This window comes from Bradyrhizobium lablabi, assembly GCF_018129385.1.
Classification (GTDB): Bacteria; Pseudomonadota; Alphaproteobacteria; order Rhizobiales; family Xanthobacteraceae; genus Bradyrhizobium; species Bradyrhizobium lablabi_C.
In genome coordinates this window covers 459,479-475,118 of sequence record NZ_JAFCLN010000002.1, presented here as the reverse complement: position 1 = coordinate 475,118, position 15,640 = coordinate 459,479, and the positions used below count along the sequence as shown (strand labels likewise).

Here is a 15,640-nt window from a genome sequence, read left to right as displayed (position 1 = left end):
AAAGCTCCTCCCGATCTAGCCACTGGCCTCCAGCGTCAACCGCATCCCGTCATGCGCTGGGACGACTCCCGCCGGCAGGCTCTGGCGCAGCACTTCGTAATCGATGTCGGCATGCATATTGGTGATCACGGCGCGCTTCGGCTTGAAGCGGGCAATCCAGGACAGCGCATCGTCGACCGAAAAATGGCTCGGATGCGGCGCGTAGCGCAGTCCGTCGACGATCCAGAGATCGAGGTTTTCCAGCGCCGGCCAGCTTTTCTGGGGGATGTCGCTGAGATCGGGCGTGTAGGCGGCGTTCCCAATGCGATAGCCGAGCGCGGGAATGTTGCCGTGCTGGAGGTTGAAGGCGGTCAGCGTGATCGCGCCGCCCTTCCCCGAAATTTCCCGGCTTTCACCGGCTTCGATCGAATGCCGGTTGAGGATCGGCGGATAGTCGCTGCCCTCGGGCGAGATGAAGCAGTAGGAGAACCGCGCCATGATGTCCTTGGCGGTCGACTGGTTGAAATAGGTCGGGATGCGTTTGCGCTGATGCAGCACGACGGAACGCAGATCGTCGATGCCGTGGGTCTGGTCGGCGTGCTCGTGGGTCAAAAACACCGCGTCGAGGTGATCGACATTGGCGTCGATCAATTGCTCGCGCAGGTCGGGCGAGGTGTCGATCACGACGCGGGTGGTGCCGTTGCCGGAATTCTGCTCGGCCAGCAGCGAGCAGCGGCGGCGGCGGTTTTTCGGGTTATTGGGATCGCAGCGGCCCCAGCCGAGCGCCGGACGCGGCACGCCGGCGGAAGACCCGCAGCCCATGATTGTTAGCGTCAGCGTCATGCGGCGGCCTTCGACGCCGGTACTTTGGAGAACAGGCGAAAGAAGTTTTCGGTGGTCTGCCGCGAGATTTCTTCCAGCGTCACGCCACGCGTCTCCGCCAGCACCTTTGCCACCTCGACCACATAGGACGGCTCGTTGCGCTTGCCGCGAAACTTGCCGGGGGCGAGATACGGCGCGTCGGTCTCGACCATGATGCGGTCGGCCGGCAATTCGGCCGCCAGTGCCCGCAAGGTGTCCGACTTCTTGAACGTGAGGATGCCCGTGAAGGAGATGGAGAGCCCTAGCGAGATCGCCTTCATCGCAAGCTCGCGCCCGCCGGTATAGCAATGCAGCACCGCCTTGAACGGGCCCTTCGCCACCTCGTCTTCGAGGATACGGCCGCAATCCTCATCCGCCTCGCGGGTGTGGATCACAAGCGGCAGACCGGTGGCGCGCGCAGCGGCGATATGGGCGCGAAAACCGCGCTCCTGCGCTTCACGCGAGCCGTGCTCGTAGAAGTAATCCAGCCCCGCCTCGCCGAGTGCAACGACCTTGGGATGTCTGGTCAGCTCGATCAGCTCCGAGGCTGGAATGCCGTCCTCCTCATCCGCGTTATGCGGATGGGTACCAACCGAGCAATAGACGTTCGGAAAACGCTCGGTGATATCAAGCAATTCGCCGAGCCGCCTCACCCGGGTCGAGATCGTAACGATGCGCCCGATCCCGGCGGTCTCGGCGCGCGCGACGATGCCGTCGAGGTCCTCGGCGAAATCAGGAAAATCCAGATGGCAGTGGCTGTCGACGAGCATCACCCTCAATCACACTTGGCCGTTTTCTGGCTCTTTTGGTTCGACATAGCGCGGGAACACACCGACCGGTAGCGGCAAGGCCGTACCGGCTGCTATGCGCGTGCCCAGTGCCGCGAACTGGCGCTCGCCCTGGGGAATGCCGAGGCTGTCGAGCAGTTTGCTCATCGATTCCGGCATCACCGGCTGCGCCAGGATCGCGATCTGGCGCACGACTTCGGCGGTGACATAGAGCACCGTCTTCTGCCTGCCAGGATCGGTCTTCGCCAGCGCCCATGGCGCCTCGCCCGCGAAATAGCGGTTGGCTTCGGCGACGACGGCCCACACCGTGTTGAGCCATTGGTGGATCTGCTGCGTCGCCATCGCGGTGCGTGAGGCCTCGATCATGGCATCGGCCTGCGCCAGAATGGCCTTGTCGTTGTCCGAAAACTCGCCCGGCTCCGGCAGCACGCCGCCGAGCTGCTTTGCGATCATCGACAGCGAGCGCTGCGCCAGATTGCCGAGATCGTTGGCGAGGTCGGCATTGATGCGCGCGACGATGGCCTCGTGGTTGTAGTTGCCGTCCTGCCCGAACGGCACCTCGCGCAGGAAGAAATAGCGCACCTGATCGACGCCATATTGCTTGGCGAGATTGAAGGGGTCGACGACGTTGCCGACCGACTTCGACATCTTCTCGCCCCGGCTGAACAGGAAGCCGTGGGCATAGACGCGCTTCTGCAAGGGCACGCCGGCTGACATCAGGAACGCCGGCCAGTACACCGCGTGGAAGCGGATGATGTCCTTGCCGATGATGTGCACATCCGCCGGCCAGTAGCGCCAGTTCGCATCGGTCTCGTCGGGAAATCCGACGCCCGTGACGTAGTTGGTCAGGGCATCGACCCAGACATACATCACGTGCTCGGGGTCGTTCGGTACCTTCACGCCCCAGTCGAAGGTGGTGCGCGAGATCGAAAGATCCTTTAGCCCGCCCTTCACGAAGCTGATGACCTCGTTGCGGCGCGAGTCTGGCCCGATGAAATCCGGCTGGCTTTCGTAGAGCGCAAGCAGCTTGTCCTGATAGGCGGAGAGCCGGAAAAAGTAGCTCTTCTCCTCGACCCACTCCACCGGCGTGCCCTGCGGGCCGCGGCGCACATCGTCCTCGCCGACGGAGGTTTCCTCCTCGAAATAGTACGCTTCGTCGCGCACCGAATACCAGCCGGAATAGACGTCGATGTAGATGTCGCCGTTCTGCTGCATCCGGTTCCAGATCGCCTGCACCGACTTGTGGTGAGCAGGCTCCGTGGTGCGGATGAAGCGGTCGAAGGAGACGTTGAGTGCCTCGTCCATCTCCCGAAAGCGGCCGGCGTTGCGGGCGGCCAGTTCAGCCGGGGTCATGCCTTCGGCGGCAGCCGTCTGGATCATCTTCTGGCCGTGCTCGTCGGTGCCGGTCAGGAAAAACACGTCCTTGCCGTCGAGCCGCTGAAAGCGCGCCAGCGCATCGGTCGCGATCGCCTCATAGGCGTGGCCGATATGCGGCTGGCCGTTCGGATAGGCGATGGCGGTGGTGATGTAATAGATGTTGCCGCGCGATGTCGCCGGCACAGGCGCTGCGGCCGGCGGGGCCTTCTTCGGTGCGGCCGGTTTGGGTGCAACTGGCTTTGGCGCGGCTGGCTTGGGTGCGTCCTGGGCAGCGGTCTTGGCTTTCGGGCGCGCAGCCGCTTTCGGGGGCGCGCTCTTGGCCTTCTTTGCCGGTTTCGCGGCTGATTTCTTGGCTGATTTTTTGGCGGCCTTTTTCGCGACCTTCTTCGGCGCCTTCCTGGCCGTCTTTTTGGATTTCTTCGCGGCTACTTTCCGGGCCTTCTTCGCGGTCTTTTTCGCGCCCGCCTTTTTCACGCGCTTCTTCGAAGCGGCGGCCGCTGTCTTCTTCGTCTTTTTCTTTTTCGAAGATTTCTTGGCCACCACAAATTCCTTTGTCGGTTCGAACGCAGATGATTTTTCGGTATGCGCCGCTAGCGCGTTGCTTCCGCGAGCTGCGAAAACACCGAGAAAACCAGCGGCTTTCGTTCCAGATTATATTCTGCGGTGTCGCGCGCGGCGCGGGCGATCTTTTCCCATACCTCCGCCAGCCGTGCAAGGCGGGGCAGGTTCGCATTGGCGTTGGCCTCGTCCGCATGCAGGCGCTCCGAGACCCAGCGTTCGACGCCGTCCATGAAGGCGGCCAGCGCCACGCGGTCGCTGATCCCAAGGGAATCGCCGAGCGCATGCAGTTCGCGCGGATCGACTCTGGGCAGCGTCGCAAGCAGTGCCGCGGTACGCTGCTGAAGCTTCAGCGCGTCACCGCCGAGCAGGGTCAGCGCGCGCGCCACGCTGCCTTCCGAAGCTGCGGCAGCTTCAACGAGCGCCGGATCGCCGGCCGGACGATCGCTGGCGCCCGCCGCTGCGCGAATGACGTCCTCGCTCGCCAGCGGCCGCAACGGCAATTTGCGGCAGCGTGACAAGATGGTGGGCAGTACCCGCGAAGGCGCGTGGCTCACCAGCAGGAACAGCGATTGCTGCGGCGGCTCCTCGAGGATTTTCAGCAGCGCATTGGCCGCGTTCGGATTGAGCTCGTCGACGGTATCGACGATGCAGACCCGCCAGCCCTCCACCGCCGCGGTCGAGCCGAAGAACGAAATCGTCTCGCGGGTCTCGTCGACCGTGATCACTGTGCGGAGCACGCCGCGATCGTTGAGGCCGCGCTCCAGCACCAAGAGCCCGCCATGGGCTTCGGCCGCGATCTGGCGCGCGACCGGATCCGACGGGGCGATCTCGAGCGAAGTGGCGCGCTCAACATCCGGCGCATGCGGATTGCGGTGCGCCAGCACGAACCGGGCCATGCGGTAGGCCAGCGTTGCCTTGCCGATGCCCTGCGGCCCGCCGATCAGCCAGGCATGCGGAATCCGCCCGCTGCGATAGGCATCGAGTAGCGCTTTCTCCGCCTCGCGATGCCCGAACAGGTCGGGGGTCTCGCGTGGGTGGCGGACCGCACTCTCCTCTTCGGATGATTTTCGCGGGCTCATGCGGTGCCGGCTGAGGTCGCTATCGCGAACAGATGGTCGCGCAGCGCCGTCCACACCTGGGCGGCGACGGCGTCCTTGCTTTGCGTGGCGTCAATCAGCACGCAGCGGTTGGGGTCTTCGGCGGCGATCTGGCGAAAAGCCTCGCGCAGCTCCTGGTGAAACCTGATGTCTTCGGCCTCGAACCGGTCAGGCGCGCCATCACCGCGGCGGGCGGCGGCGCGTTTGAGGCCGACCTCGACGGGAACGTCGAGAATGATGGTCAGGTCCGGCTTCAGGTCGCCGATGGTCACCCGCTGCATCGCGTTCAGCACACCGGCCGGCACGTTCCCCAACCTGCCCTGATAGGCCCGCGTCGAATCCGAGAAGCGATCGCACAGCACCCAGGTGCCTTGCGTCAGCGCCGGCTCGATCACGGTATGCACGTGGTCGTCGCGCGCGGCGGCAAACAGCAACGTTTCGGCCTCCGGCCCAAGCAGCTTGCCCATTCCTGACAGCACCAGATGGCGGATGATCTCCGCGCCCGGCGAGCCGCCAGGTTCGCGCGTGACGATGGCGCGCAGCTTTGCCGCTTCAAGGCGCTGCGCCAGCAGCTTGATCTGGGTCGATTTTCCCGACCCCTCGCCGCCTTCGAACGAGATGAACTTGCCGCGCCCGGAGGGCCGTTTGACCGCTGCTGCCTCCCCCATGGTTCAGAGCTTCTCGGCGCCGGCGCGGAACATGCCGATGACGAGTTCGCTCGCGCCATCGATGGCGCGGCGCACCGTCGAGCCCGTGCCGATCGGTTCGGCGGCGTAGACCGGCGCTTCCACGGCGACATTGGCGCCGCGCCAGACGCGCACGATACCGACCGGTTGGCCCTCCGTGATCGGCGCGCGCACCGGCCCGTTATAGACCACCCGCGCGATCAACCTTTCGCTGCCGTTTTTCGGCATCATCACCTTGATCGGCTCGCGGCTGGCGAGCTTTACCGAGCGGCTTTCGCCGCCGAACACTTTTGCATAGCCGACGAACTGGTTGGCTGCGAAAAGCGTTCTGGCCTCGAAATTGCGAAAGCCCCATTCCAGCATCTTCTTGGCTTCCTGGGCGCGGTCGTCGGGATCCTCGAGGCCGTTGATCACCACGATCAGCCGGATGTCGTTCTGCACGGCCGAGCCGACCATGCCGTAGCCGCCTTCCTTGGTGAAGCCGGTTTTCAGCCCGTCGGCGCCGTTGAGCGAGTTGAGCAGCGGATTGCGGTTCTGCTGGCGGATCTTGTTCCAGGTGAATTCGCGCTCGCCGAACAACTTGTACATGTCGGGATAGGTCAGGATGATATGGCGCGCGAGCTTTGCGAGCTCCCGCACCGTCATCTTGTTCATGGGATCGGGCAGCCCGTTGGAATTGCCGAAGGTCGATTTGGTCAGGCCGAGTTCGCGCGCCCGCTTGGTCATGAAGTCGGTTGCGAACATGCGCTCATTGCCGGCCATGCCCTCGGCCAGCGCGATGCAGGAATCGTTTCCGCTCTGAATGATCGCGCCGTGCAGGAGATCGTCGACCGACACCTTGCTGTTGATGGCGGCAAACATGGTCGAGCCGCCCGAAGGCGCGCCGCCGCGCCGCCAGGCATTCTCGCTGATGCGGTACTCGTCAGTGAGCTTGACGTCGCCCTTCTTGATGGCGTTGAACACCACTTCCGCCGTCATCAGCTTCATCATGCTGGACGGCGCGCGAAGTTCATCGGCGTTCTTCTCGAACAGCACGCTGCCGCTGGTCGCCTCGATCAGGATCGCGGTCGGCGCGTCACCGTCAAAGGCGTTGTCGTCTTTCTTGGCCCCCTGCACGCTGTTATTGGCGGCGTAAACGGCGCCGGCAGAGACGACCGCCAGGACGAACGCCGCGGTCGCAGCTCCCCGCCAGAGGGGCTGGATCGACCGGAATCTGTGTAAAAACGAAGGTTTGGCGGCCATTGCTCAAGTCCTTGCGGAGCGGCGTTCTACCAGTTGCAGGGGATGCGAACAACACGGCTTTTGCCGGGCACGATAGCCGAACCCGTCACGATTGCGAGCGTGGTGGAGCCCGAATATCGTGATCGCTCCCCGGCCCGCGACGACAACTCCCGACAGGACAGGAAATGGCGATGGCATCCTCACGAACGATTCCGCTCAACGGGATCGAGATGTTTGTGCGCGAACAGGGCGAAGGCCCCCTCGTCGTGCTCTGCCACGGCTGGCCGGAACTGTCCTATTCCTGGCGGCATCAAATCCCGGCGCTGGCTGCCGCCGGCTTCCATGTCGCCGCGCCCGACATGCGCGGCTTCGGCCAGACCAGCGCGCCCGCCGACGTGAATGCCTACAGCATTTTTGACAATGTCGGGGACATCGTTGCGCTCGTCACCGCGCTCGGCGAGAAGCAGGCCGTGGTGATCGGCCATGATTGGGGCGCGCCGGTCGCCTGGCATTGCGCGATGTTCCGGCCGGACATGTTCACGCGTGTGGCGGGCCTCAGCGTTCCCCCGCCCTTCCGCGGCCGCGGCCGGCCGCTCGATCTGCTGCGCGAAGCCGGCGTCACCGATTTCTATTGGCAGTATTTCCAGGAGCCGGGCGTTGCTGAAGCCGAGTTCGAGCGCGATATCGATCTGACCATGCGAACCGTGCTCGGGCGCGGCATTTCGGAGACGAGCCATCTCCACATTCGCGATGGCAAAAGCTTTCTCGGCAATCTCGATCCGGATCGCCTGCTGCCGGATTGGCTCAGCGAAGCCGACATCGGGCATTTCACTGATGCCTACCGGAAGTCCGGCTTTCATGGCGGACTGAACTGGTATCGTAACCTCGACCGCAACTGGGAGCTGACGGCGCCATGGCAGGGCGCGCAGATCCATCAGCCATCGCTGTTCATTGCCGGCTCAAAGGATTCCGTCATCACCGGACTGATCGGCGCCAGGCGCGTCAACGAGCTCGAGCGCGTGCTGCCGAACCTGAAGGCGAAGATCATCCTGGAAGGCGCCGGTCACTGGATCCAGCAGGAGCGGCCTGAAGAGGTCAACGCCGCGCTGATCGATTTTCTGAAGTGAGTCTGGAATGGCTCAGTAGAGCCCCCGCCCCGCCAGCAAGTCCTTCGGCCCACGCGGATCGATCGGAGCGTAGGCTGCCGGCTGAGAGGCAAACCGCTCGTCGGTCTCATAGGACACGGCGCGGGGATTCTCGATCGTTCGGCCTCGCGTACGGCTTGAGGCCGACATTTCCGACGTCGCGTTGATCGAGGCGTAGTCGGCGGACGTATTGCCGAGGTTGTAGGGCCGCCCCTCCGGCATCGGAACCTCGCCCCGGATCGGCCGGCCCGATGAAGGCAAGTCCGGAACGAAGGAGCGCGCGGAGGCTACCCGGACCATGGACGGGGTCGGCGCCGGCACGCCGGTGCGCAGGGTCGCCAGCAACTGGCGGTCGTCGGAGCCCTCCAGCGGAGCCCGGCCGACATATTCGACCCGCACCTTGGCGACGCCATTGTGCTTGAACTCAAGCAGTTCGGCCGCCTTGTTCGAGACGTCGATGAGGCGGTTGCCGTGGTAAGGGCCACGGTCGTTGACGCGGACGATCAGCGACTTCCCGTTCCGCATATTGGTCACACGGGCATAGGACGGGATCGGCAGGGTCGGATGGGCTGCGGTGAGCGAGGTCATGTCGAAGACCTCGCCATTGGCGGTCAGCCGGCCGTGAAAGTCATCGCCGTACCAGGACGCCAGGCCCTCGGCGCGATAGTTCGGATCCTCTTCGGGAACATAGACCCGGCCCGCCACGGTGTACGGCTTGCCGACGCGGTAGGTTCCGCCGCCCTTCGGCACGGGATCGCCGAACGCCACCACCCGCGGGCTCGAGGACACGCCGTATTTCGGATCGACGCGGCTGGCGAACTTGTCCGACGAGGCGCAATTGGCCAGCACAAGGCACACTGTTGCGGCAGCAACGCCGCGTGCCGCCCGGATCACCTGATCTGACCGCCGAATCCCCATCCGCCCCAATACCATTTCTGCCAGCCGTGCGACGCGGCCCACCTCCACATCGAACCGTGACGATATCGCAACCCGAACACGGCGGAAATGGGGAGAGCGTTCCGGTGGTGAACGAATGGTTGCAACAGTTTTCCGTGGATTTACGGGCATTTCTCGCAAGTTCTGTCCCTCTTCCGGACAGGGTGTTGCGTCGAATCCTCAGTCATTTCCGATCTGGAAGTCCTGCACCTGAATCTTTTTGACTGTGCAAGGCCGCAGTCGTTCTCTCGCACGTGGGGTGGGAAGGAAGATTGCAAATGATCGAGACGGTAAGCGCGGTGATGGGCCTGGTGAGCGTAGGCATTTTTCTGGCCCATGCTTTCGAAGGATTTCGTTCCAGAGCGTGAAATTCTGAACAAGACGAGGCACGCCCGTTCTGAGAGGCTGATTCCGAAATCTTTAATCAATTCGGACGAGCATCAATGGTGACAGGTGGACCATGCGCAATCAGGACCTTGTTTCCGGTGGTTTCCTTGCGTTGACGACAGCGAGCATGGTGCTGCTCTGTTCGAGCCTGCTCGCCTTCGCCCTCAGCTAAGGCCAAACGAGACAGCTTCTCGCGCGGCCGCGCGCGAAACTCCCAAACGACGATTCGTGGGTTCGTGCCCCTACGCTTGCGCGGCAGGCGTCAGCGGCTCAATTGTAATGGTGCGCCGCCGGTCGAAATCGGCCCGTTGGTCGGCTTGGCCTCGACCGGCTTCGCTTCGGCCGGCTTGGTCTCGGCCGGTTTGGCGGCGACCGGCTTCGGGGCGTCAGGCTTTTTCTTCGGTGCGTGCGTCACGGCCTTTGGCGCCGGCGCCGCTGCGGGTGCCGGTACCACCGGGACGGGAATCGCCGCTTGGGCAGATGTGACGGGCCGCTGCAACAGTTCCAGCTTGTTCGAGAGTGCCGCCACCTGCTCGGACAGCCGCTTGATCTCCGCCTGCTGGGCGGCGAGCAATTGTTGCGTCGATTGGACAGAACCCGTGACCTCCCGCCGCAGGGCCGCCAGGTCGCCTTGTCCGGGCGCTTTTTCGGCTGGTGCCGCCGCGGTCGTGGTTGACGCCATAACCGGGCCGCCACCAAACGTGCGCCAGATCAGGGCCGATCCGCTGCCGGTCCCCATCAGCATTGCGATGATCAGAAGCCAGGAAAGCAGCCCGCGCCGGGGCTCTTCGTCGTCGTCCGCCTCGTAGGCTTCTTCCTCAAGGTCGTAAGGACTGTCGGTTCGATAGGTCACCGGGAACTCCGCGGCATGCTCGTAACGAGTGCCTTACCAGCATTAATTCGACGTTAAAGGTCTGAAAATGGGGTCGCAACCCTCGGCTGCGAGCTTTTACTTTATTTGTGTTGCAATGCGAACACCCTACCCGAGTGCGGCTCCGGTGTCGCGCGTTCTCGGTGAGTTGATCGAACCGCGACGCGGCGTCCGCGACCAATAAGAGCCTATTTGAGGAGGCAACGCCATGCTTGCCGAAAAGTTTTTTCTTTTGTTGGAAACGCTCAAGAGCAACACCCATCCCGACGGCAGTTCGCGCACGGTGAGCACGTCGCCTCACGTGCCGGTCAAGCTGCCGAGCCGTAAATAGCGGCCCGGTGGTATGGCATCTGCTTCCTGAAGCCGGGATCGACCCGCCCCAGCCCGTCCTTGATCTTTGCGCGGCTAAATGATTGAGGTTGCGCGGACGGAAGGGTGGCCGAGTGGTTTAAGGCACCGGTCTTGAAAACCGGCGTGCCTGCAAGGGCACCGTGGGTTCGAATCCCACCCCTTCCGCCATCCGCTGTTCGACGGACCATGCAGGACCTGCGCGAGGTCGTGTATGACCTCGTCGTCGATCAGCTCAAGGTCAAGCAGGCAACCTATCTCGGTCACTCGCTCGGCGGCCAGCTCGTCATGGGCTAGCGGAGTTGCCGGCCAGGTGCTGGCGATGACGATCGACATCGCCGCGCTCGGGCATGCCGTCCATGGTGCCCATTCGGCCGGCCGCGCTGCTGCCCGTCGATATATCCGCAGAAGATCCTTATTGCGATCGCACTGCGCCGGATCGAGTTCGAACAGCGGTCGGCTGATCCAGGCGCAAATTCACTTCCTCAAGAGCGACGATCTCAAACCGCTTCGCGACGCCGTCAATAGCGCGGCCGAAGCAGGCATCGGCAGGCGCGGAAATTGTAGGAAGAGCCGCTCGCAGGGATCGGCATCAAGCGCGGAACAGGAAGCGCCTGACCAGACCTTTGACCCAGATCAAAGGTCACCCTTGGACCTGACGGCATCATTTTCCGGCGGATGTCCATCTCCGATCGATTTCCGGAGTCAGACCATGAAGGCCGTTTCCGCCGAAGAAGCCGTTGCGATGATCCCCAATGGTGCGAGCATCATGGTCGGCGGTTTCATGGGCGTCGGTTCGCCGGAGCGGCTGCTCGACGAACTGGTCCGGCAAAAGAAATCCGGCCTTGCACTGATCAGCAACGATGCAGCGGTGCCCGGCAAGGGCGTCGGCAAGCTGTTCGAAGGCGCGCAAGTGTCGCGCATGATCGGCACCCATATCGGTCTGAACCCAAAGGCGCAGCAGCAGATGCTGGGCAAGCAGATCAGCGTCGATCTCATCCCGCAGGGCACATTCGTCGAACGCATCCGCGCTGGCGGCTGCGGCCTCGGTGGCGTGCTCACTCCGACCGGCGTCGGGACGCTGGTCGAGGACGGCAAGCAGAAGATCGAGGTGGACGGCAAGGCTTACCTGCTCGAGACCGCCCTGCGCGCAGATTTCGCGCTGGTGCACGCATTCCTCGCCGACTATGCCGGCAACCTTTCCTATGCCCTCACCGCGCGCAACTTCAATCCTGTCATGGCGATGGCGGCCAACACGGTGATCGTGACTGCCGAACATATCGTTCCGGTCGGCGTCATCGCACCCGACCATGTCGTCACGCCTGGCCCCTTGGTCGATTATATCGTCGCGAACGGGTGACCCCCATGGACGCACAAACCATCATTGCCCGCCGCGTGGCGCAGGAGCTTCGTCCCGGCAATCTGGTCAACCTCGGCATCGGCATCCCGACGCTGGTTGCCAATTACGTTCCGAAAGGGCTGAATGTCTTTTTCCAGTCCGAAAACGGACTGATCGGCACTGGTCCCATTCCCGAGCAAGGCATGGCACATCCGTTTCTGACGGATGCCGGCGGAAGGCCAATCAGCGCCCTGCCCGGGGCAGCCACTTTCGACAGCGCCATGTCGTTTGGACTGATCCGCGGCGGTCATGTCGACATCACCGTTCTCGGCGGGCTACAGGTCGATGCCGGAGGTCGGCTCGCGAACTGGATGATCCCCGGCAAGCTGGTCCCGGGCATGGGCGGCGCCATGGACCTGGTAAGCGGCGCCAAGCGCGTCATCGTGGCCATGCAGCACGCTGCCAAGGGCAAATCCAAGATCGTCGCCAGGTGCAATTTGCCCCTGACATCGGCACGGGTGATCGATCTTGTCGTCACCGAGATGGCGGTCATCGCCTTCCCTGACGGCAAGGCGACGCTGCTGGAGACGGCACCCGGTCTCAAGATCGCCGAGGTGCTGGCCGTCACGGAGGCCGAACTCGATATTCCCGACAAGGTGCCGGAAATGAAGTTCTGATCAACGCGGATCGCTACCCCGCCTTAGGGGCCACTACCGCGTGGTGATCGAAATCGACGGCGGCAAGCGCCCGGTCTGTGTCGCCGAAGTGATCGGGCTGCATTACGGCTGAGGCAAAGGTTTCGTGGTCTCAATCGATGATGTGATAGCCGCCATCGACATAGAGCACGCCGCCCGTGATCAGCTTGGCCCCATCGAGTGCCAGAAAAGCGGTGGCATTACCGACATCATCGATGCTGACCAGGCTTCGCGTCGGCGCCTGCGATTGCGCCTTGTCCATCAATTCGTCGAATTCGGGGATTCCCGACGCGGCGCGCGTGGCCAGCGGCCCGGGAGAGATGGCGTGGACACGAATGCCCTTCGGCCCGAGCTCTGCCGCGATGTAGCGAACCGCGGCCTCGAGAGCGGCTTTCGCAACGCCCATGACGTTATAGTTCTTCACCACCATCTGGCTACCGTAGTAGGTCATGGTAAAAATGGTGCCGCCATTCTTCATCAGCGGCTCGGCCAGATGCGCCATCCGCATGAACGACCAGCAGGACACGTCCATGGTCTTCTGGAAGCCTTCCCGATCGACGTCGACGACGCGGCCGTGCAATGCCGCCTTCGGCGAGAAAGCGATCGAATGAAGCAGGAAGTCGAGCTGCCCCCATTCTTTCTTGATATGCTCGAATACCTTCTCGGTTTCGCCTTCGACCATGACGTCGAGTGGCATGAAGATCGGCGATTCCAGCGCCTTGGCGAGCGGCTCGACGTGCTTCCTGGCCTTCTCGTTCAAGTAGGTGACGGCCACCTCGGCACCGAGCGCCCGAAACGCCTTGGCGCAACCCCAAGCGATGGATTGGTCGTTGGCAATGCCGACGATGAGCCCCTTCTTGCCCTTCAGCGCGACATTGGTCTCAGGAAAAACGGGAATGTTCATGACACTCTCGCGCGATGCTGGCTGGGCGATTGCTGGTTCATGAGCAGCGCCAGCGTATGCTGGGCAATCATCCGCTCTTCGTCGGTGGGTACGACATAAACGGGAATGCGGCTTTCGGACCGCGATATCCTCGTGGCATGCCGCGCATTCTCGGCCGGATCGATCGCGACACCAAGCCAGGCCAGCTTCTGGGCGATGCGGGCGCGGAGGGTTGCCGAATTCTCGCCGATCCCTGCCGTGAACACGAAGGCGTCAAGGCCCTGCAATGCGGCCGCCAGCATGCCCGCATTGAGACCGACTCGATAGACAAAGTAATCGATCGCGAAGGCTGCGCGCGGATCCTCGCTGGTTTCGAGTTCGCGCATGTCGTTGCTGACGCCGGACAGACCTTTCAAGCCGCATTCGCGATAAAGGAAATTCTGCACGTTTGTCGCCGACATGCCCTTCTCTGAGATCAGGTAGAGCACGACTCCCGGATCGATCTGACCCGGCCGCGTCCCCATCGCCAGTCCATCGAGCGCGGTAAAGCCCATCGTGCTCTCGACGCTCTTTCCATCCTTGATCGCACTCATTGAGGCGCCGCTGCCGAGATGCGCAACGATTACCCGTCCGGCCGCAATATCGGGCGCCACCTCCGGCAACCGCCGGGCAATGTACTCGTAGGACAGGCCGTGGAAGCCGTAACGCCTGACGCCTTCCGTATGAAGCTGGTGCGGAATCGCATAATAATCCGCCAGCGCATCGTGATCGCGGTGGAAGCCGGTATCGAAGCAGGCAACCTGCGGCAGGTTCGGGCGGGTATTGAGCAGCGTTTTGATCGGCGCCAGATTATGCGGCTGATGCAGCGGCGCCAGCGAGACGAACCGCTCCAGTCGGCTCACGACCCCATGATCAATCAGCACCGGGCGGGAATAGTCCGGTCCGCCATGCACGACGCGATGGCCGACGGCGATGGGATTGATGCTGTTTTCCTCCCGAAGCCACGCGCCCGCAACCGCCATCGCAGCCGGCACGTCGGCAACGGCTTCGATCGGATAGGCTCTGTCGGCCATGGGATCGCCATTCGGACCACTTGCGCGCAGCCGCGGACGGCTGCCGATGCCGTCCATCTGGCCCTTGATCTGCCGCTGCAACCGGCCCTCGCCTTCTACCGCGAAGACCTGGAATTTCACGCTGGAGGAGCCGGCATTGACGACGAGGATCGTATCCATGGCGGTCACGCGGCGGCGACAGGCGCCTTGCGCCTGCGGGCATCGGCCATGAGCGCAGCAACCGCAGCGGAAGCCATCCGCGACCGCGCGGAGTCGGCCCGCGACGTCAGGACAACCGGCACGCGTGCGCCGAGCACGATACCGGCGCCGTCGGCCTTGGCGAAATAGGCGAGATTCTTGGCCAGCATGTTGCCGGACTCCAGATCCGGCACGACCAGTATCTGCGCCTTGCCGGCAACCTCCGACTTGATGCCCTTGATCCGCGCCGCCTCCGTGTCGATGGCGTTGTCGAAAGCAAGCGGACCGTCGAGCAAGGCGCCCGTAATCTGCTTGCGGTCGGCCATCTTGCACAGCGCGGCAGCCTCGATGGTAGACGGAATCTTGGAGGTCACGGTCTCGACTGCGGAGAGGATCGCGACGCGCGGTGTCGTGCCGAAGCCGGCCTGGTTGAACAGATCGACGGCGTTCTGAATGATGTCGCGCTTGACGTCGAGATCAGGGAAAATGTTGATGGCAGCGTCGGTGACGAACACGGTTTCGGCGTAAGCCGGCACGTCCATGATGAAGACGTGGCTGATGCGCCGGTTGGTGCGCAGCCCGCCCTCCTTCGCCGTGACGGCGCGCATGATCTCGTCGGTGTGCAGGCTGCCCTTCATCAGGGCTTCGCCCCTACCTTCGTGAATCAGCTGGACCGCGCGCGTCGCGGCGGCCGCCTCGGTCGGCGGCGTGTCAATGAGCTCGCAATCTGAAATGTTCAGGCCGTGCTTGGCGGCGACATCGTTGATCCTGGACGCCGGACCAACAAGGATCGCCTTGATGATCCCGGCCTGCGCCGACTCGATCGCGCCACGCAACGAACTCTCGTCGCAGGGATGCGCGACGACGGTGGAGACAGTCGGGACTCCCTTCGCGGCAGCGATCAGACGGTCATACTTTGACCCGGGCGGCTTCGTGTCGGCTGGCATGGCGCTCATAATTCGCTCCGGAAATTTTTGTGAGACCAACGCTGGCGAATTTGCACCCCAACCCAATCTGACGAGCCTTGATCTAGGTCAACATCGCGGCGCGCCGCAGGACGCGGCTTTGAAGGACGCGCCGACGTCAGCACCCGCACGAAAGCGCTGACATTCGTCTGATTGGCTTGACATAGATCAATTCGAGACCGCTCCGGTCACCCTTAGCCTGACAGGAATAACCTGGTTCGCTCCGCGGCGATCCTGTGCCAACCGGACGC

The 15,640-nt window shown here is 63.3% G+C and carries 15 protein-coding genes and 1 tRNA gene; 5 read left to right on the top strand and 11 right to left on the bottom strand.

The features are described 5' to 3' along the window. Nucleotides 1-15: 15 nt before the first annotated feature. Genes JQ628_RS05715 through JQ628_RS05690 form a run of 6 tightly spaced genes read right to left on the bottom strand, consistent with a single transcriptional unit; the run spans nucleotide 16 to nucleotide 6,591 of the window. Nucleotides 16-822 carry an MBL fold metallo-hydrolase gene (locus tag JQ628_RS05715; RefSeq protein WP_212220553.1) on the bottom strand — a complete coding sequence of 269 codons (807 nt, stop codon included), beginning with the start codon at nucleotides 820-822 and terminating at the stop codon, nucleotides 16-18. Beyond that, nucleotides 819-1,610 (bottom strand): TatD family hydrolase, encoded by a 792-nt coding sequence (locus JQ628_RS05710; protein ID WP_212220550.1) that lies wholly within the window; start codon nucleotides 1,608-1,610, stop codon nucleotides 819-821. The genes JQ628_RS05715 and JQ628_RS05710 overlap by 4 nt, the downstream gene beginning before the upstream one ends. Before the next feature lie 9 nt (nucleotides 1,611-1,619). Beyond that, a complete protein-coding gene (gene metG / locus JQ628_RS05705; RefSeq protein ID WP_433996105.1) occupies nucleotides 1,620-3,545 on the bottom strand; it encodes a methionine--tRNA ligase in 1,926 nt (641 codons plus the stop codon). Nucleotides 3,546-3,595: 50 nt separating this feature from the next. After that, nucleotides 3,596-4,645: a DNA polymerase III subunit delta' gene (locus JQ628_RS05700; protein ID WP_212220544.1), complete on the bottom strand. Its 1,050-nt coding sequence runs from the start codon at nucleotides 4,643-4,645 to the stop codon at nucleotides 3,596-3,598. Then, a complete protein-coding gene (gene tmk, locus JQ628_RS05695) occupies nucleotides 4,642-5,331 on the bottom strand; it encodes a dTMP kinase (RefSeq protein ID WP_212220541.1) in 690 nt (229 codons plus the stop codon). Before tmk ends, JQ628_RS05700 begins: the two co-directional genes overlap by 4 nt. A gap of 3 nt (nucleotides 5,332-5,334) precedes the next feature. Further along, on the bottom strand, nucleotides 5,335-6,591 hold the full coding sequence (locus JQ628_RS05690) for a D-alanyl-D-alanine carboxypeptidase family protein (protein WP_212220538.1): 1,257 nt from the start codon (nucleotides 6,589-6,591) through the stop codon (nucleotides 5,335-5,337). A 170-nt stretch (nucleotides 6,592-6,761) separates the two neighbouring features. On the opposite strand from JQ628_RS05690, the gene JQ628_RS05685 reads away from it, so the two are divergent. After that, complete coding sequence (locus JQ628_RS05685; protein ID WP_212220535.1) at nucleotides 6,762-7,697, top strand: alpha/beta fold hydrolase; 936 nt, start codon at nucleotides 6,762-6,764, stop codon at nucleotides 7,695-7,697. Nucleotides 7,698-7,709: 12 nt separating this feature from the next. On the opposite strand, the gene JQ628_RS05680 is transcribed toward JQ628_RS05685, so the two are convergent. Together JQ628_RS05680 and JQ628_RS05675 are read right to left on the bottom strand one after the other, a co-directional pair. Further along, nucleotides 7,710-8,633, bottom strand: a complete 924-nt coding sequence (locus JQ628_RS05680) for a septal ring lytic transglycosylase RlpA family protein (RefSeq protein WP_212220532.1) — start codon at nucleotides 8,631-8,633, stop codon at nucleotides 7,710-7,712. Between the two features lie 667 nt (nucleotides 8,634-9,300). Beyond that, on the bottom strand, nucleotides 9,301-9,891 hold the full coding sequence (locus JQ628_RS05675; RefSeq protein WP_212220529.1) for a hypothetical protein: 591 nt from the start codon (nucleotides 9,889-9,891) through the stop codon (nucleotides 9,301-9,303). Between the two features lie 226 nt (nucleotides 9,892-10,117). On the opposite strand from JQ628_RS05675, the gene JQ628_RS34685 reads away from it, so the two are divergent. From JQ628_RS34685 to JQ628_RS05660, 4 genes are all read left to right on the top strand, one after another. Continuing rightward, nucleotides 10,118-10,240 (top strand): hypothetical protein, encoded by a 123-nt coding sequence (locus JQ628_RS34685; protein ID WP_283815767.1) that lies wholly within the window; start codon nucleotides 10,118-10,120, stop codon nucleotides 10,238-10,240. Between the two features lie 98 nt (nucleotides 10,241-10,338). Then, a tRNA-Ser gene (locus JQ628_RS05670) sits at nucleotides 10,339-10,428 on the top strand. Nucleotides 10,429-10,969: 541 nt separating this feature from the next. After that, the gene (locus JQ628_RS05665) at nucleotides 10,970-11,617 is read left to right on the top strand and encodes a CoA transferase subunit A (RefSeq protein WP_212220526.1); all 648 of its coding nucleotides are present in this window, start codon (nucleotides 10,970-10,972) and stop codon (nucleotides 11,615-11,617) included. A 5-nt stretch (nucleotides 11,618-11,622) separates the two neighbouring features. Next, the gene (locus JQ628_RS05660) at nucleotides 11,623-12,273 is read left to right on the top strand and encodes a 3-oxoacid CoA-transferase subunit B (protein ID WP_212220523.1); all 651 of its coding nucleotides are present in this window, start codon (nucleotides 11,623-11,625) and stop codon (nucleotides 12,271-12,273) included. A 130-nt stretch (nucleotides 12,274-12,403) separates the two neighbouring features. Here the strand turns inward: JQ628_RS05660 and fabI are convergent, their stop codons facing one another. The 3 genes from fabI to JQ628_RS05645 are packed head-to-tail and all read right to left on the bottom strand — an operon-like array spanning nucleotide 12,404 to nucleotide 15,380. Next, complete coding sequence (gene fabI, locus JQ628_RS05655; protein ID WP_212220520.1) at nucleotides 12,404-13,195, bottom strand: enoyl-ACP reductase FabI; 792 nt, start codon at nucleotides 13,193-13,195, stop codon at nucleotides 12,404-12,406. Further along, a complete protein-coding gene (locus JQ628_RS05650; RefSeq protein ID WP_212220517.1) occupies nucleotides 13,192-14,406 on the bottom strand; it encodes an acetate/propionate family kinase in 1,215 nt (404 codons plus the stop codon). The genes fabI and JQ628_RS05650 overlap by 4 nt, the downstream gene beginning before the upstream one ends. Nucleotides 14,407-14,411: 5 nt before the next feature. Continuing rightward, nucleotides 14,412-15,380 (bottom strand): phosphate acetyltransferase, encoded by a 969-nt coding sequence (locus JQ628_RS05645; protein ID WP_212220514.1) that lies wholly within the window; start codon nucleotides 15,378-15,380, stop codon nucleotides 14,412-14,414. Between the last annotated feature and the right edge of the window lie 260 nt (nucleotides 15,381-15,640).